General features: G+C 69.1%; 13 protein-coding genes and 1 riboswitch. Of the genes, 5 read left to right on the forward strand and 8 right to left on the reverse strand.

The window, feature by feature from the left end; genetic code table 11:
* The first annotated feature begins 58 nt into the window (after positions 1-58).
* Positions 59-832, forward strand: coding sequence for an ABC transporter ATP-binding protein (locus CCR97_RS01660; RefSeq protein WP_111356828.1), 774 nt, complete (start codon positions 59-61; stop codon positions 830-832).
* A gap of 13 nt (positions 833-845) precedes the next feature.
* Here CCR97_RS01660 and CCR97_RS01665 read toward each other — a convergent pair whose 3' ends face one another.
* The 6 genes from CCR97_RS01665 to CCR97_RS01690 all read right to left on the reverse strand — a co-directional run bounded on the left by CCR97_RS01665 (position 846) and on the right by CCR97_RS01690 (position 7467).
* Complete coding sequence (locus CCR97_RS01665) at positions 846-1718, reverse strand: branched-chain amino acid ABC transporter permease (protein ID WP_111356827.1); 873 nt, start codon at positions 1716-1718, stop codon at positions 846-848.
* A complete protein-coding gene (locus tag CCR97_RS01670) occupies positions 1715-2719 on the reverse strand; it encodes a branched-chain amino acid ABC transporter permease (RefSeq protein ID WP_111356826.1) in 1005 nt (334 codons plus the stop codon). Before CCR97_RS01670 ends, CCR97_RS01665 begins: the two co-directional genes overlap by 4 nt.
* Before the next feature lie 175 nt (positions 2720-2894).
* Positions 2895-3596 carry an ABC transporter ATP-binding protein gene (locus tag CCR97_RS01675; protein ID WP_111356825.1) on the reverse strand — a complete coding sequence of 234 codons (702 nt, stop codon included), beginning with the start codon at positions 3594-3596 and terminating at the stop codon, positions 2895-2897.
* Positions 3593-4387, reverse strand: a complete 795-nt coding sequence (locus tag CCR97_RS01680; RefSeq protein WP_170145789.1) for an ABC transporter ATP-binding protein — start codon at positions 4385-4387, stop codon at positions 3593-3595. Before CCR97_RS01680 ends, CCR97_RS01675 begins: the two co-directional genes overlap by 4 nt.
* Positions 4388-4494: 107 nt before the next feature.
* On the reverse strand, positions 4495-5739 hold the full coding sequence (locus CCR97_RS01685; RefSeq protein ID WP_111356824.1) for an ABC transporter substrate-binding protein: 1245 nt from the start codon (positions 5737-5739) through the stop codon (positions 4495-4497).
* Between the two features lie 306 nt (positions 5740-6045).
* Positions 6046-7467: a M24 family metallopeptidase gene (locus tag CCR97_RS01690; RefSeq protein WP_111356572.1), complete on the reverse strand. Its 1422-nt coding sequence runs from the start codon at positions 7465-7467 to the stop codon at positions 6046-6048.
* A gap of 536 nt (positions 7468-8003) precedes the next feature.
* Here CCR97_RS01690 and CCR97_RS01695 point away from each other — a divergent pair.
* The 4 genes from CCR97_RS01695 (at position 8004) to CCR97_RS01710 (ending at position 13338) form a co-directional block, all read left to right on the forward strand.
* Positions 8004-8879, forward strand: coding sequence for a GntR family transcriptional regulator (locus tag CCR97_RS01695; protein WP_201159251.1), 876 nt, complete (start codon positions 8004-8006; stop codon positions 8877-8879).
* A gap of 159 nt (positions 8880-9038) precedes the next feature.
* Positions 9039-9587: a flavin reductase family protein gene (locus tag CCR97_RS01700; protein ID WP_111356574.1), complete on the forward strand. Its 549-nt coding sequence runs from the start codon at positions 9039-9041 to the stop codon at positions 9585-9587.
* Positions 9588-9743: 156 nt separating this feature from the next.
* Positions 9744-9831, forward strand: a riboswitch (glycine riboswitch).
* 416 nt (positions 9832-10247) lie between these two features.
* Positions 10248-13118 (forward strand): aminomethyl-transferring glycine dehydrogenase, encoded by a 2871-nt coding sequence (gene gcvP / locus CCR97_RS01705; RefSeq protein ID WP_170145768.1) that lies wholly within the window; start codon positions 10248-10250, stop codon positions 13116-13118.
* Positions 13119-13143: 25 nt separating this feature from the next.
* Entirely contained in the window at positions 13144-13338 is a 195-nt protein-coding gene (locus tag CCR97_RS01710) for a hypothetical protein (protein ID WP_201159252.1), read from the forward strand.
* A gap of 65 nt (positions 13339-13403) precedes the next feature.
* Here CCR97_RS01710 and CCR97_RS01715 read toward each other — a convergent pair whose 3' ends face one another.
* Both CCR97_RS01715 and pheT read right to left on the reverse strand, forming a co-directional pair.
* A complete protein-coding gene (locus CCR97_RS01715; RefSeq protein ID WP_244670208.1) occupies positions 13404-14183 on the reverse strand; it encodes a sulfite exporter TauE/SafE family protein in 780 nt (259 codons plus the stop codon).
* Positions 14180-16606, reverse strand: coding sequence for a phenylalanine--tRNA ligase subunit beta (gene pheT / locus CCR97_RS01720; protein WP_111356577.1), 2427 nt, complete (start codon positions 16604-16606; stop codon positions 14180-14182). The genes CCR97_RS01715 and pheT overlap by 4 nt, the downstream gene beginning before the upstream one ends.

A 16606-nucleotide genomic window follows, 5' to 3' on the forward strand; every position in this document is an offset into this window, starting at 1 on the left:
GGGGGAACAGCGCCGCCACACCGGAACCGATCAGCCGAATCCCGCGTGAGAGCCCGCCATGCTGATTCTCGAAAACCTCGGCAAGACCTACGCCAACGGCGTGCGGGCGCTCGACCGGGTGTCGCTCGCCGTGCCGCTCGGCGAGATCGTCGCCGTCGTCGGCGGCTCCGGCTGCGGCAAGTCGACGATGCTGCGGCTGGTCTCCGGGCTCGACCGGCCGACCGACGGCACGATCGTGCTGGACGGCGAGGAGATCGGGGCGCCGCACGAAAAGATCGGGATGGTGTTCCAGGAGCCGCGGCTGCTGCCGTGGCTGACGGTCGCCGACAATGTCGGCTTCGGACTCGCGGCGCTGCCGCGCGCCGAACGTGAGGCACGGGTGGCGGCACAGCTCGCCCGCGTCGGCCTCGCCGACAAGGCGGCCGTCTGGCCGCGCGAGCTATCGGGCGGGCAGGCGCAGCGCGTCGCGCTCGCCCGCGCGCTGGTCACCCGGCCCGAGGTGCTGCTGCTCGACGAGCCGTTCTCGGCCCTCGACGCCTTCACCCGCGCCGACCTCCAGGACCACCTGCTCGACCTGTGGCACGACGCCGAGCCGACGCTCGTGGTCGTCACCCACGATGTCGACGAGGCGATCGCGCTCGCCGACCGCATCGTCGTGATGCGGCCGCGGCCGGGCCGTATCGCCGAGGAGATCGCCGTCGACCTGCCCCGGCCCCGCGACCGCGACTCGGCGGCCTGGGACGCGGTGAAGCGGCGCGTCATCGCCGCCCTGCACGGCGCCCGCGAGCGCCGGCCGGCGGCGACCGTGGAGGCCGGCGCCGGGTGGTGGTGACGCTTTCGCGCAGTCAGCGCTTGAGCAGCGCGCTGCCGTAGAGGCCGGTCGGCTTGATCAGCAGGATCAGCAGCATGATGGCGAACGGCGCCATCTGGGCGAGCGGCGCGTAGACGAGCGAGCCGATCGACACCACCTGACCGACCAGGAAGGCCGAGATGAACGTGCCCTTGATGCTGCCGAGCCCGCCGATGATCACCACCATGAAGGCGAAGGCCAGCACCTCGAGCCCCATGTCGGGGAACACCATGATCAGCGGCGCGTGTAGGCCCCCGGCGAGGCCGGACAGGGCGCCGGCGATCACGAAGGTGAGGGTGAACAGCCGGTAGACGTTGATGCCCAGCCCCTCGACGTGCTCGACGTCCTCGATCCCGGCCCGGATCGCCTTGCCGATGATGGTCTTGTTGAGGAACAGCCAGATCCCCGCATAGACGACCAGCGCCAGCACCACGACGACCAGCCGATAGACCGGCACCTCGGTGCCGAGGATGTCCCATTGCGCCTCGATCGGCACCGGCACGGGCCGCGGCACCAGGCCCCACACCGCCTTGATGATGCCGATGCCGCCGATCAGGATGCCGAACGACGTGATCATCGAGAAGGTGATGTCGCGGGCATAGATGCGCAGGAACACGAAGCGCTCGACCAGCAGCGCCGTGACCCCGGCCCCCACCACCCCGACCAGCGCGCCGAGCCAGACGTTGCCGATCATGGCGCTGATCGAATAGGTGAGATAGGCGCCGACCGAGTAGTAGAGGAGCTGATCGAGGCTGATGATGCGCATCAGGCCGAAGCACAACGACAGGCCGACCGTCATCAGGAAGAAAATGCTTCCCATGCTGAGGCCGAAGATGACGCCGGAGAGGAGCAGTTGAGGATCCATCATCGCGCTTTCACTCCCGCATCGGCCGGGCGCTCGGCCGTCTCGGCCGGCGTGTCGGCGTCGCGCTGACGCAGCACCAGGCGGCGCAGCAGCGGCTCGAGCGAGCCCCAGATGCCGCGCTCGCCGGCCAGCATCACGAACACCAGCAGGAAGCCGACGATCAGCTCCCAATGGCCGACCATCTTGCTGATCAGGTCCTTCATCCCGACAAAGGCGATCGAGCCGACCAGCGGTCCGTAGAGCGTGCCGACCCCGCCCAGGATGGTGACGACCACCGGATCGGCGGCGCGCGCCGGGCTCGACATCTCGGGGCTGACCAGCCCCTGGTGGATGGCGTAGAGAGCGCCGGCAAAGGCCGTCGTCGTGTTGGCCACCACGAAGGCCATCAGCCTTATGCCGTAGTTGCTGTAGCCGAGGAAGCGCAGCTTGTCCTCGTTGGCCTTGGCGGCGAGGCAGCAGGCGCCGAACACCGAGTCGTCGAGATACTTGTAGAGCGCCCAGATGCCGAAGCAGCACAAGAAGGCGAAGATCCAGAAGTCCGCCGGCCGGGTGATGTCGAGCACCGGCGTCGAGTCCATCCGGGTGAGCAGCTCGAGACCGTTGTCGCCGAACGTGACGCTGGCCAGCATCTTCTGCATCATGAAGAAGATGATCACGGCGAGGGCGAGGTTGACGAGGGCGAAGTAGTCGGAGCGCAGCCGCACGAACAGCGGCCCGACCAGCACGGCGACGATCAGCCCGGCGACGATGCCGACCAGGATGCCGACATACGGATTGGTGCCGAAGTAATAGAGATAGAACGCCGCCCCGTAGGCGCCGGCCGCCAGATAGGCCGGCTGGCCGAACGAGATGAAGCCGACGCGGCCGAGCAGGAAGTTGCAGCCCATCACGTAGATGGCGAAGATGATGATCTCGTTGTTGAAGGGCAGCGGCAGCACGAAGCGGAGCACGATCAGCAGCCCGAAGGCCACCAACAGCCCCGACCACCAGCGCAGGACGCTCATCGGACAATCCCTCTCTCGACCGCAGCCGTGCGGCCATTCCCCACCCCGTCATCCTGAGGTGCCCGGCGAAGCCGGGCCTCGAAGGATGGACGGCCCGGGCCGTCGCCCTTCGAGGCTCGGCCTGCGGCCGAGCACCTCAGGGTGACGGATGAAGCTCGGGCCATCGCGGCGCTCCTTAGAGATACGGCTCGCAGACCTCGGGCCTGATCTGCTCGCGCTCGGTGAGCTCGGCCACGAGCCGGCCCTCGTTGAGGGCGTAGATCTTGTCGGCGATGGCGCAGATCATCGGCAGGTTCTGCTCGACGATGACCAGCGCGGCGCTCTTAGACAGCTCGCGGAACACGTCCTTCAGGTGCGAGACGATCGACGGCGCGAGGCCCTCGGTCGGCTCGTCGACCAGCAGGAGCTTCGGCTTGCCGAGGATCGCACGGCCGATCATCAGCATCTGCCGCTCGCCGCCGGACAGATAGCCGGCCTTGCGGTCCAGCAGCACCTTGAGCTTGGGGAAGAAGACGAGCACCGGGTCCCAGTCGTAGTCGCCGGAGGCGTAGGAGCCGAGCTCGAGATTCTCCCGCACCGTCAGGTCGGAGAACACCTTCTTGTCCTGCGGCACGTACTTGATGCCCATGCCGGCGATCGCGAAGGCGGTGCGGCCGACGAGGTCGACGCCGTCCGACTCGACCGTGCCGGCGGTGGGCCGCAGGAAGCCGGCGATGCTCTTCAGCAGCGTCGACTTGCCGGCGCCGTTGCGGCCGACGCAGCCGACGACCTCGCGGTCGCGCACCGCGATGCCGATGTCGAACAGCACCTTCGACTCGCCGTAGGCGGCGTTCAGGCCTCGCACGTCGAGGACATGGCCGTTGGTCGCGGCACTCATGACACGGCCTCGCCTTCACCCGCCTCGGTGGCGATCTGCCAGTAGCTGCGCCGCACCTCGGGATGGCGCAGGCACTCGTCGCACGGACCCTCGGCGATCACCCGTCCCTCGTGCATCACCGTGAGGCGCTGCAGGAAGTCCTGGACGTGGGAGAGCTTGTGCTCGACGATCAGGATGGTCTGCCGGCCGACGCGCGCCTTGAGCACGTCGAGCAGCATCCTGATCTCGGTCTCGGCGAGACCGGCGAGCGGCTCGTCGAGCAGCAGGAGGGCCGGCTCGGCCAGGATCGACATGGCGATCTCCAGCCGGCGCTTCTCGCCGAGGCTCAGGTTCTTGACGACGCGATCGCGCAGATGGCCGAGATTGAAGGTCTCGAGCGTCTCGACGACCTTCGGGTGGTCGCGCCGGCTCCGGCAGGTGCTGAAGAACAGCGCCGGCAGCGACGGCTTCTCGTAGGCGCGCACATAGGACAGCACCAGGTTGTCGACCACGGTGAGGCTGTCGAAGGTCGCGGTGAGCTGGAAGGTCCGCATCATGCCGAGGTCGACCCGCTTCTCGGGCGGCATCGCGGTGACGTCCTGCCCCTTGAACAGGATTCGTCCCTCGTCGGGCGGATAGTAGCCGGTGAGGAGGTTGAAGAACGTCGTCTTTCCGGCACCGTTCGAGCCGATGATGCCGGCCACGTCGAACTCGCGCAGCACGAAGCTCACATTGTCGACGGCGACGAGGCCCTTGAAGCGCTTGGTGACGCCCTCCGCCCGGATGATCTCGGCGCGCGGGTCCGTGCTCACGGTGTTCCTCGTGTGTGGTCGCGGCGGGCGGCGGGGGCCGCCCGGCCGCCGTGCACTGGGGAAGGGGGACCGGCGAACCCGCCGGCCCCTCGCGACGTCGGAGACGCTCAGTAGCCGAGCGACTTCAGCGGCGGCAGGATCTCTTCGCCGCCCATCGATCCCTCGACCGAGAACAGATCCCACTCGTTCTTCTGCTCGCCCGGGCCCTTGCCCTTGACCAGGAAGGCGCCGTACTTGAACGCCGCCTGATGGTCCTCGCGCCACGCCGCGGGTCCCTTCACGCTGTCGAACTTGCCGTTGTTGGCCATCAGGGCGGCCGTCACCTTGGCGGCGTCCCAGGACTTCGACTGCTCGAAGCCGCGGAACATCTCCATGTAGGCGATGTAGGCGATCGCCGCGTAGGCGTCCGGCGGATAGCCGTACTTGTCGCGGAACAGCTTGGTGAACTCGGCCGCCTGCTTGGCCACCTCCTGGTCCGGGAAGCCGGCGAGATCGTAGTAGAAGTAGTGCATCGCATAGACGCCGGCGAGCGCCTCCGGCGGCAGGCCCTTCGCCACCACGTTGGTGATGAAGGCGTTGAAGATCGTCATCTCCTTGTTGAGGCCCATCTGCTGGACCTGCTTGAGGAGCGCGACCGAGTCGGCGGCGAACTGCGCCGCGATGAACACGTCCGGCTTCGCCGCCTTCACCTTCTGCAGGATGGTGGTGAAGTCGGTGGTGCCGAGCGGTGCTTCGTCGCGTCCGACGATCTCGGCGCCGTACTGCTTGGCCGCCGCCTCGACGCCGTCGCGGATGTCCCAGCCCCACGAGTCGGAGCGGGCCAGGAAGAAGATCTTCTTCTTGCCGAGCGTCTTCACGGCCTGGGTTCCGGCCATGTAGCCGACCGTCCACGGCGAGTAGGCGGCCGCGAAGGTGGCGGGCGCGATCTTGCCCTTGGTGAACGCCTCCTTGGCCTGGACGCAGACCGGGAAGTACGGCTTCGGGTCACGCGAGACGAGCGCGTTGATGGCGTAGGCGAGCGGCGCCCAGGTCTGGCCGCCGACGCCCTTGACGCCCTGGTCGACCAGATAGCGATAGCGGCGGACGCCGACGTCGAGCTTGGCCTCGTCGTCGTCGACCACGCCCTCCAGCATGGTCTTGCCCTCCGGCATGTCGAGGCCGCCGCGCTTGTTGATCACGTCGACGGCGAGCAGGGCGCCCTGCTTCTGGGTCTCGGCGACGGCGGCGAACGGGCCGGTGAGGGGCAGCAGGATGCCGATCTTGGCGGTCTTGGTGCTCTGGGCTTCGGCGAGCCCCGGCGCCATGAAACTGCACAATGCGGAAACGGCGAGCAGACCCCATAGCTTTCTCATGTCCGTGTTCCTCTCTGTCTGCGATGGGTCTTGTTATTGAAGCCGAGATGAAAGAAATGCGGCTCTTCTGGCCGTCGAACCTTGCGCCGACCCGGGTCGTCCGGCGATGCCGTCATGTGCGTCACGATCGATCGTACCGCGATCGATCCTAGCACGGCCGGCCGCGGCGCGCGCCCGCGTGACGCGGCACCGTCGCATCGTGGCACGCCGCTCGCGCATCGGTCCCGGGGCCGACGCGGTCGCGCCGGCGCTGCGGCGCCGGCCGAACGGACCGGAGCGCGGGGGTGCCGCGCTCCGGGTTATCGTCTATTTCAGCACGGAGGGGTGATGCAGGCCGGGCCTGTCGTAGTTGCCGACCGCCTCCTCCATGTGCTCCATCAGCGTGAAGATCACCGGGCCGGTGGGCCCGACCAGCACGTTCTCCTCGAGCCGGGTGGTCTGCTCGAGCTCCGGATGCCCCGCGAAGGTCTCGATCGCGAAGTACATGTTCTCCTTGATTTCGGCCGGCTGGCTGAGCGAGTAGGCGCGCGAGATCCACATGCCTTCGTACAGCGTGATGCCGATCGAGTGGGCGAACTGCTGCAGCGTGACGGTGCCGTAGGTGTCGTCGTCGTATTCCGGGAACTTGGCGGCGACGTCGGCCGTCGAGTTGCCCGGCTTGAGCATCTCGATGCCGGCGTACATCGAGTCGTAGGTCTGCTTGTAGAGGTCGATCTCCTTCTGCGTCATCTTGGCCGCGCACTTGAAGCAGCGCACGTAGTCGATGAAGTAGCCGGAGGGGCCGACCGCGTTGATGTCGACGATGACGAGATCGCCCTGGCGGATGATCTTGTCGGTCGCCCATCGCCGGTAGGGCGAGGTGTTGCCGCCCGAGGCGACGATGATGTCGTAGATGATCTCGCAGCCGAGCTTGAGCATCAGCTCGTGCACCTTGGCCTCGATCTGGCGCTCGGTGACGCCCGGCTTCAGCCACTCGTGCTTGATGTGCCACATCGCGGCGTCGCCGATGGTCGAGGACTGCTTGAGCAGCTCGATCTCGTCGATCGTCTTGACGACGCGGGCCGCCGACATCGCGGGCCAGCCGTTGACGATGTTGATCTTGAACTTCTGGAACGCCTCGAGCGAGGGAATGTCGAGGTTGTCGACGCCGACGCGCTCCTTCTCGACGCCGTACTCCTTCAGCACCTCGTAGATCGAGGCGACCATGCGCTCGGCCATGTAGGGCACGGCCGATTCGGCCCACTGCCAGGTCATGGCCGGGCGGATGTTGTCGCGCATCATCAGGCCCGGATCGTTGAGCGGGTCGATCTTGCGCTCCTTGGCGCCGGCCGCGATGGCGGCCGAGCCCTTCAGGCCCTCGGCGATGTTGGAGCCGCGCGTCTTGTGCATCCACGGCAGGTCGATGCGGGCGCACTGCATGTCGGAGCCGGCGGTCTCGAACAGGATCGGATCGCCGCCGCGCGGCAGCACCGCGTAACGGATGTTGATGTTGTACTTCCAATTGCCCTGGTACGAGCCGGTGATGTAGCGGATGTTCGCGCCCGCGTAGAGCACCAGCGCCCCGAGATCGTGAATCTCCATCTGCTCGCGCGCCTTCTGGAGCCGCTGCTTGCGCAGGCGCTCGTAGTCGACGCGATACTGCCAATCACAGCCCTGCGCCGGGTAGACGCGACGCGGCAGCTGATGATGCGGCTTTCCGAGAAAGGCGTGGTCGAGTTCATAGCTCATGGAGCGCTCCTCGTTGGACCGACTTCGAGGTTTCGTGAATTGTTGACCCGGCGGTCGGAGATGCGAAGAAAGCCCGAACGCAAGTGATCCGAGCGGCTCGAATTATAACGGTGGCCCATCGCGGGGGAAGCGAACGGCGATGTGGTTCCTACGGCACAGCTCTGCAAAAATGGACGGCGACGCCGACGCTTCGATGCGCCGTCGCACGCACCGGAACGGGGCGGACACGACGCCGGCCCGGCGTGCTGCAGTGCATACAAAGAGGTCCGATTCGCGCCCCGCGGCTAATCCGCGCCGCGCCTGAACACGCGGCCGACGCGGCGTGCGCCGAGGACGCCATACGCATGCGGGCCACGCGTTCCACCGGCTGGCGCCGCCCCGCGAACACCTCTAGTGTTTTGTCGACGCGACAGGGGGTCGCGGTGACGCCGACGATGCTTTCGCGGCGCAACAAGGAGCGGCCCCGCGCGCCCGACCGTGACTCGAGACGACACGACTCGAGACGACACCGGGTTCGAAACGACGGGACGGCGGCGATGCCACAGACGCGAGGCGAACGCGGGACACGGCCGAAGCGCAAGACCACCGCGGCGGAGGCCGCGCCGCCGGCCGAGAAGGACAGGGAGCGCGACGGCAAGCTCCGCGACAAGGGCGACCGCGAGCGGGACAGAGGCGAGCGGGACAGAGGGGAGCGCGACAAGGGCGCGTCGCTGTCCGATCGTGCCTATCAGCAGATCAAGGAGATGATCCTCACCCTGTTCTTCTTGCCGGGACAGTATCTCAACGAGGCGGCGATCTGCGATCTCCTGAAGCTCGGACGCACGCCCGTGCACCAGGCGCTGCAGCTCCTCCAGGTCGAGGGCCTGGTCGAGGTGGTGCCGCGCAAGGGCGTCATCGTCCGCCCCGACTCGATCAACGAGGTGGTCGAGATTCTCGACGCCCGCATCCTGGTCGAGGTCGAGCTGGTGCGCCGCGCGGTCGCCAACAGCACCCGCGAGGACATTAAGGAGCTCACCGGGATCCTCGAGAAGACCAACCGGCGGCACGGCGGCGGCTCGCTCGACGCCTTCGTCGAGTCCGACCGCGCCTTCCACGTCAAGCTGTCGGCGATGTCGGGCAACGCCATCCTGGCCGACTTCGTCCGCCTGATGCACGAGCGCTCGACCCGCTTCTGGTATCTGCACCTGTGGCAGACCGTCGACGTCTACGCGGCGGGGCGCGAGCACCGCACCATCCTGGAGGCGATGGAGACGCGCGATCCGGAGCGCGCCGCCCGCGCCATGCGCAAGCACATCGAGAACCTGCGCGAGCGGCTCCAGCACATCCTCCATCACGGGCCCGGCCGCGGCGGCGTCCGCCCGGCGCCCGCGACGGCCACGACGCCGTCGCGCGCCCGCCGCGCCGTCACCTGAGCGGGCCGGTCCGGCCACTCGCGCAGCGAGGGAAACGCGCCGCCACGACGGCGCGGCGAGGTCGCTTGATGCGGCGCCGCAAAGCTGGTTGATAGCGGCAGCCCCCGGCCGCGGCCCGCGCGCGACGAGGCGCCAGAAGCCGCAGGAGCCGCCGACCGCATGCAGGACGCCCCGTTCGATCAGGCCCGCTTTCGCCAGGCCCTCGGCCGCTTCGCGACCGGAGTCGCCGTGGTGACGGCGCTCGCTCCGGACGGCGGCCGGCTGGGCATCACGGTGAGCTCGTTCAACTCGGTGTCGCTGCTGCCGCCCCTGATCCTGTTCAGCATCGCGCGCCGGGCCAACAGCTTCCCGGCCTGGCAAGCGGCCCGGCATTACGCCGTCAACGTGCTCTCGGAGACCCAGGAGTCGCTGTCCGATCGCTTCGCCAAGCCGGGCGGCGACCGCTGGGAGGGCGTCGAGACGATCGACGGCCGCAACGGCGTGCCGCTGCTCTCGGGCTCGCTCGCCGTGCTCGAATGCGCCGCGCACGCCCGCCATCCGGGCGGCGACCACGAGATCTTCGTCGGCGAGGTCGAGGCCCTGGCGATCGGCGACACCCCAGCGCCACGGCCGCTGGTGTTCTTCTCGGGCCGCTACCGCCGGCTCGACACCGCCGGCGAGGCGCATCTCGCCCCCTCCGACTCGCTGTTCCCGAAGAGCTGGGCCTGACCGGCCGGGCCCGAGCCCGCCGGCCGGGTGGCCGCGGGCCGCCCCGTAGACGGATTTTTGTGCATGCCCAAGAGTGCGGCAGCCGCCCGTCTTGACTCTTCCGGGCGTTGCAGGCATCGAGGAAGTACCTAGATCCTGTGTTCAAGGAGGTTTCGCGTACTCGCGACGGGAGAGACCGGCTCCGGCCGGCGCCGAAGGAGCAACCGCCCCGGAAACTCTCAGGCAAAAGGACCGTCGCGAGCAGGTGAATCTGGAAAGTGATCCGCCCGGTGACGTGCCGGGACGGGTCCGCCGACGGGATAACACTCTCAGGCACAGAGACAGATGGGGCGCCGTGGCGAGCCGAGCTTGTCGGAAGGCGCTCCTTGTCGTGTCGCGACCCTGGGTCGCGCAGCGATACCGCCCCTCCCTTCAGTCCCGGCCCGCGTCCATCACCCCCGCTGACGTGCCCGCTCGCAGGCGTGCACGGCTGTCGACGTGACGGCGCATCGCCCTGGCATCCGCACCCGGCCCGCTCCGCGGCCCGGCGCGTCGTCGTCTCCGGACGGCTCGCGCCGCCGATCGCGGCAGACCCGACCCATCGTCTCGGTCGCGATCGTCCGGATCGCGGCTGCCCCGACCGCCCCTGTCAGGACCTCGAGCATGAACGCCCCCATCCGCATGACGACGACCGACGCCCCGGCCACCGACTTCGTCCGCCGCCATGTCGGCCCGAGCCCGCGCGACATCGACGTGATGGTCGAGGCGGTCGGCGCCCGGAGCCTCGATGCGCTCATCGCCGACGTGATCCCGGCCTCGATCGGCGACAAGCGTCCGCCGGCCCTGGGCGCGGCGCTGTCGGAGACCGCCGCCCTCGCCCGCCTGCGCGAGATCGCGGCCAAGAACCAGGTGTTCGTCTCGCTGATCGGCCAGGGCTATCACGGCACCGTGCTGCCCGCCGTCATCCAGCGCAACGTGCTGGAGAACCCGGCCTGGTACACGGCCTACACGCCGTATCAGCCGGAGATCAGCCAGGGGCGCCTCGAGGCGCTGATGAACTTCCAGACCTTGGTGACCGACCTCACCGGCCTGCCGATCGCCAACGCCTCGCTGCTCGACGAGGCGACTGCGGCCGCCGAGGCGATGGCGCTGGCGAAACGCTCCGCCGGCGCGAAGGCGACCGCCTTCTTCGTCGACGCCGCCGTGCATCCGCAGACGCTCGCGGTGCTGAAGACCCGCGCCGAGCCGCTCGGCCTGTCGATCGTCACCGGCGCTCCGGAGCGCGACCTCGATCCGGCCGCCGTGTTCGGCGTGCTGGTGCAGTATCCCGACACGTACGGCGCCGTGCGCGATTTTCGCGGCCTCGTCGATCGCGTCCATGCCGCCAAGGGGCTCGTCGCCTTCGCGGCCGACCCGCTGGCGCTGACGCTGCTGGTGCCGCCCGGCGAGCTCGGCGCCGACATCGCGATCGGCTCGATGCAGCGGTTCGGCGTGCCGATGGGCTATGGCGGCCCGCATGCCGCCTACATGGCGGTGCGCAAGGGGCTCGAGCGCACCATGCCGGGCCGGCTCGTCGGCCTCTCGGTCGACGCGCGCGGCAACCCGGCCTATCGGCTGGCGCTGCAGACGCGCGAGCAGCACATCCGGCGCGAGAAGGCGACCTCCAACATCTGCACGGCGCAGGTGCTGCTGGCGGTCATCTCCTCGATGTACGCCGTCTATCACGGGCCGGAGGGCCTGACCGAGATCGCCCGAAGAGTCCATCGCCACGCCGCCGTGCTGGCGGCGGGGCTGCGCGCGCTCGGCTTCACGCCGCCGTCGGCCCCCGTGTTCGACACCGTGACGGTCCCGGTCGGCTCACGTCAGTCGGAGATCTTGGAAAAGGCGCGGGCGGAGAAGATCAACCTGCGTGCGATTCCCGCCGGCGCCTTCGGCGACGCGCCGGCGATCGGCATCAGCGTCGACGAGACGACCGATGAGGCCGTGGTCGAGGCGGTGTGGCGCGCCTTCGGCGGCACGCTCCGCTACGACGAGATGGCCGGCGAGGCGGACGTGCGGCTGCCGGCCGGCCTGGTGCGTACCTCGGCGTTCCTGACGCATCCGGTGTTCCACCGCTACCGCAGCGAGACCGAGATGCTGCGGTACCTGCGCAAGCTCTCCGACCGCGATCTGGCGCTCGACCGCGCCATGATCCCGCTCGGCTCCTGCACCATGAAGCTCAACGCCACGGCCGAGATGATCCCGATCACCTGGCCGGAGTTTTCCGACATCCACCCGTTCGCGCCGGCCGAGCAGGCGCAGGGCTACAAGGTGCTGCTCGACGAGCTGGAAAAGATGCTCGCAGCGCTGACCGGCTACGACGCCGTGTCGCTGCAGCCGAACGCCGGCTCGCAGGGCGAGTTCGCCGGCCTGCTGGCCATTCGGGCGTATCATGCGTCGCGCGGAGAGCCGCACCGCACCGTCTGCCTGATCCCGTCCTCGGCACACGGCACCAACCCGGCCTCCGCCGCGATGGCCGGCATGCAGGTCGTGGTCGTCGCCTGCGACCGCGACGGCAACGTGGATCTGAGCGATCTCGAAGCGAAGGCGACGCAGCACGGCGACAAGCTCGCCTGCGCCATGATCACCTATCCGTCGACGCACGGCGTGTTCGAGGAGCATATCCGCGAGATGTGCGAGATCGTCCACGCCCATGGCGGGCAGGTCTATCTCGACGGCGCCAATCTCAACGCCCAGGTCGGGCTGTCGCGCCCCGGCGCCTATGGCGCGGACGTCAGCCACATCAACCTGCACAAGACCTTCTGCATCCCGCACGGCGGCGGCGGCCCCGGCATGGGGCCGATCGGCGTGAAGGCGCATCTCGCGCCCTTCCTGCCCGGACACCCGGCGCTCGACGGCGGGACCACGCCGGTCGGTGCCGTCTCGGCGGCGCCCTACGGCTCGGCGTCGATCCTGCCGATCTCCTACACCTACGTGCTGATGATGGGCGACGCCGGCCTGAAGCGCGCCACCGAGGTGGCGATCCTGTCGGCGAACTACATCGCGCGCCGGCTCGGCCCCCACTATCCGGTGCTCTACAAGAACCACAACGGCCGCGTCGCGCACGAGTGCATCGTCGATCCGCGCGCCCTGAAGGAGACCACCGGCGTCACCGTCGACGACATCGCGAAGCGGCTGATCGACTACGGCTTCCATGCCCCGACCGTGTCGTTCCCGGTCGCCGGCACGCTGATGATCGAGCCGACCGAGTCGGAATCGAAGCACGAGCTCGACCGCTTCATCGACGCGATGATCGCGATCCGCCAGGAGATCGCCGCCGTCGCGGCGGGGCGGCTCACGATCGAGCAGTCGCCGCTGCGCCACGCGCCGCACACCGTACACGATCTCGCCGACGACGCCTGGGACCGCGCCTACACGCGGAGCGAGGCGGTGTTCCCGGCCGGCGTGTCGCGCACCGACAAGTACTTCGCCGCCGTCAACCGCGTCGACCACGTGCACGGCGACCGCAACCTGATCTGCTCCTGCCCGCCGATCGAGGCGTATGCGGGCTGACAGATCACCATGATCGTGACTCGTCATGGCCGGGCTCGTCCCGGCCATCCACGATCTGTGCGATGCACGGTCCAAAGACGTGGATGCCCGGCACGAGGCCGGGCATGACGGCTCGGAGTTCGCCGCCTGCTACGGCCTCGAGATCCCGTCGAACAGTCGTAGGGTGGGCAAAGGCGGGCCGCAGGCCCGCCGTGCCCACGCTGTCGGACTCGCGATCTGATCACTGTCGATCGGCGTGACGGCGTGGGCACGGCGCTGACGCGCCTTTGCCCACCCTACGGCCTGTTATCTCAAAATTCCGTCGAACAGCGGCAGGCTGAACAGGCCCGTGGCGGCGATGAGGCCGTAGGCGATGGCGCGGAACACCGTCACCGAGGCGAGCCCGAACATGCGGGTGCCGACGAACACGCCGAGCCCGTAGACCGGACCGACCAGCACGGCCAGGCCCAGCACCGGCAGCGTGAACAGGCCGATGATCAGATAGGCCGTGACCGACAGCACCATCGAAAGCGCGAAGTAGAACACGATGTTGGCGCGCACCCGCGCCGGCGAATGGTGGCTGCCGAGCCAGTAGAGCACCACGGGCGGCCCGCCGGTCTGCGACATGCCGCTGAAGAACCCCGCCGTGAGACCGACCGCCGCGGTGAGGCGCCGGCTCGGCTCGCCGCGGAAGCGCCAGCCCGACATCACCACGGCGAGCATCACCAGCACCAGCACGGCGACGGCCCAGCGGATCGACACCGGGCTGGCATGGACCAGCACCACGGTGCCGAGCGGCAGGCCGATCAGCGTGCCGCACAGCATGGTGAGGACCTCGCGCTTCTCGGCGAGCTTGTACGCGCTCGGGATCAGGGCGGCCGACATGATCACGTCGACCACCAGCAGCAGCGGCGCCGCCATGGCGGGCGCGATCATGGTGGAGGCGAGCGGCACGAAGATCAGGGCCGAGCCGAAGCCGGAGAAGCCGCGCGCCAGGCCGGCGAGCAGCGCCGCGACCGCGACGAACACGGCCGCGCCGGGTGAGACGTCGGTGACGCCGAGCGCGAGCAGGAGCTCGCGCATCATGCCCTCAAGACGCCGCCGGTCCGCTTGACGACCTCGCCGACGACCTTCTGCCCCACCGCCTCGATCTCCTCGTCGGTGAGCGTCTTCTCACGCGGCTGCAGCGTCACGGCGATCGCGACCGACTTCTTCCCCGGTTCGACGCCCTTGCCCTCGTAGACGTCGAACACCGTGACGCCGGTGATCAGCTTGCGGTCGGCGCTCTGCGCGGCCCGCACGATGTCGGCGCCCTTCACGGCCGCGTCGACCATGAAGGCGAAGTCGCGCGACACCGGCTGGAAGGCGGCGAGCTCGAGCGGCGGCTTGGCCCGCGTCGCCTTGGCCTTGGGCTCCGGGATGCGGTCGAGGATCAGCTCGAAGGCGACGATCGGCCCGGTGACGTCGAGCGCCTCCAGGAGCCGCGGATGCAGCTCGCCGAAATGCCCGAACACGAGCTTCGGCCCCATCTGCAGCGTGCCGGAGCGGCCCGGATGCAGCCATGCCGGCCCGCCCGGCTGGATCTGCACGCCCTGCACGGGCGCGCCGCAGGCTGCCAGCACGGCGAGCGCATCACCCTCGATGTCGAACGCGTCGGCGGGCTGCGCGCCGGTGCGCCAGTGGCGCCCGGTGCCGGTTGGACGCGCCAGCCCACGACGAAGACCCGCGGCGGCGATGAACTGATCCTCCGGCCGGTCTCCGCGGAAAATCTGCCCCACCTCGAACAGCGCCACGTCGGAGAAGCCGCGGTCGGCGTTGCGCTGCGCCGCCGTGATCAAGCCGGGCAGCAGGCTCGGCCGCATGTCGGAGAGCTCGGCCGCGATCGGGTTGGCGAGCGCCAGCTCCGGCTGCCCGCCGCCGAACAGCTCGGCCTCCTGCTTGGAGATGAACGACCAGGTGACGGCCTCGGTCAGGCCGCGCGCGGCGAGGGCGCGCTTCGCCCGGCGGGTGCGCGCCTGGATCGGCGTGAGCACCGGCTTGCGGCCGCGGTCGTCGCGCGGAAACGGCGTGAGTGGCACGCGGTCGACGCCGACGATGCGCATCACCTCCTCGACGATGTCGGCGACGCCGTCGACGTCGGGCCGCCAGGTCGGCACCGCGACCTTCAGCTTCTTGGCGTCGCCGGCGACGAAGAAGCCGAGGCGGCTCAGCACGCGCTTGGTCTCGGTGAGGCCGATGTCCAGCCCGGCGAGGCGCGGCAACGCGTCGAGCGTGAAGTCGATCACCTTGTCGCGGATCGGCGGCTGGCCCGCGACGACGACCTCGGACGGCTCGCCGCCGCACAGCTCCATCACCAGATGGGTGGCGAGGTCGAGGCCGGGCAGCATGAAGGCCGGATCGACACCGCGCTCGAAGCGGTAGCGCGCGTCGGTGACGATGCCGAGCTTGCGGCCGGTGCGGGCGATATTGATCTCGTCCCACAGGGCCGACTCGATCAGCACGTCGGTGGTGTTCTCGTCGCAGCCCGAGACCTCGCCGCCCATGATGCCGGCGAGCGACTCGACGCCAGCGTCGTCGGCGATCACGCACATCGTGTCGTCGAGCGCGTAGGTCTTGCCGTCGAGCGCGAGCAGCTGTTCGCCGTCACGGCCGCGCCGGACGACGAGATGGCCCTTCACCTTCCTGGCGTCGAACACGTGCAGCGGCCGAGCGCGGTCGAAGGTGAGGAAGTTGGTGATGTCGACCAGCGCGTTGATCGGGCGCAGCCCGATCGCGGCGAGGCGGCGCTGCATCCACTCGGGCGACGGGCCGTTCTTGACGCCGCGCACGAGGCGAAGACCGAAGGCCGGGCACAGCGACGGCGTGTCGCCGAAGTCGAGCGTCACGGTCACGGGGCACGGGAACGTGCCCTTCACGGGCGCAATCGGCTTCTGCAGCAGCGTGCCGATGTCGGCCGCCGCGAGGTCGCGGGCGATGCCGGCGACGCCCGTGCAGTCGGGCCGGTTGGGCGTGAGATTGATGTCGATCACCGGATCGTCGAGCTTCGCCCACGCGGCATACGACGTCCCGACCGGCGCGTCGGCCGGCAGGTCGATGATGCCGTCGTGATCGTCGGAAATCTCGAGCTCGGCCTCCGAGCACAGCATGCCGTGGCTCTCGACGCCGCGGATGTTGCCGACCGAGAGCGTCAGCTTCTTGCCCGGAATGTACGTGCCGGCCGGCGCGAACACGCTCCGCATGCCGGTGCGGGCGTTGGGCGCCCCGCATACCACCTGGATCGGCTTGCCGTTCCCGGCCGCACCGATGTCGACCATGCAGACGCGCAGCCGGTCGGCGTTCGGATGCTGCTCGGCCGAGATCACATGGGCGATGACATAGGGCGCCAGCAGCTTGCCCTTGTCCTCCACCTCCTCGACCTCGAGGCCGATCATGGTGAGCTTGTCGACGATCGCCTGGAGCGACTCGTCGGTATCGAGATGGTCTTTGAGCCAGGAGAGGGTGAATTTCAT

It is taken from the genome of Rhodoplanes elegans, assembly GCF_016653355.1.
GTDB lineage: Bacteria > Pseudomonadota > Alphaproteobacteria > Rhizobiales > Xanthobacteraceae > Rhodoplanes > Rhodoplanes elegans.

What these genes read in the sequence shown, in the direction of transcription:
- CCR97_RS01660 (WP_111356828.1), top strand. Translation starts at nt 59, where the DNA reads ATGCTGATTCTCGAAAACCTCGGCAAGACCTACGCCAACGGCGTGCGG.
- CCR97_RS01665 (WP_111356827.1), bottom strand. Translation starts at nt 1,718, where the DNA reads ATGATGGATCCTCAACTGCTCCTCTCCGGCGTCATCTTCGGCCTCAGC.
- CCR97_RS01670 (WP_111356826.1), bottom strand. Translation starts at nt 2,719, where the DNA reads ATGAGCGTCCTGCGCTGGTGGTCGGGGCTGTTGGTGGCCTTCGGGCTG.
- CCR97_RS01675 (WP_111356825.1), bottom strand. Translation starts at nt 3,596, where the DNA reads ATGAGTGCCGCGACCAACGGCCATGTCCTCGACGTGCGAGGCCTGAAC.
- CCR97_RS01685 (WP_111356824.1), bottom strand. Translation starts at nt 5,739, where the DNA reads ATGAGAAAGCTATGGGGTCTGCTCGCCGTTTCCGCATTGTGCAGTTTC.
- CCR97_RS01690 (WP_111356572.1), bottom strand. Translation starts at nt 7,467, where the DNA reads ATGAGCTATGAACTCGACCACGCCTTTCTCGGAAAGCCGCATCATCAG.
- CCR97_RS01695 (WP_201159251.1), top strand. Translation starts at nt 8,004, where the DNA reads ATGCCACAGACGCGAGGCGAACGCGGGACACGGCCGAAGCGCAAGACC.
- CCR97_RS01700 (WP_111356574.1), top strand. Translation starts at nt 9,039, where the DNA reads ATGCAGGACGCCCCGTTCGATCAGGCCCGCTTTCGCCAGGCCCTCGGC.
- gcvP (WP_170145768.1), top strand. Translation starts at nt 10,248, where the DNA reads ATGACGACGACCGACGCCCCGGCCACCGACTTCGTCCGCCGCCATGTC.
- CCR97_RS01710 (WP_201159252.1), top strand. Translation starts at nt 13,144, where the DNA reads ATGGCCGGGCTCGTCCCGGCCATCCACGATCTGTGCGATGCACGGTCC.
- CCR97_RS01715 (WP_244670208.1), bottom strand. Translation starts at nt 14,183, where the DNA reads ATGATGCGCGAGCTCCTGCTCGCGCTCGGCGTCACCGACGTCTCACCC.
- pheT (WP_111356577.1), bottom strand. Translation starts at nt 16,606, where the DNA reads ATGAAATTCACCCTCTCCTGGCTCAAAGACCATCTCGATACCGACGAG.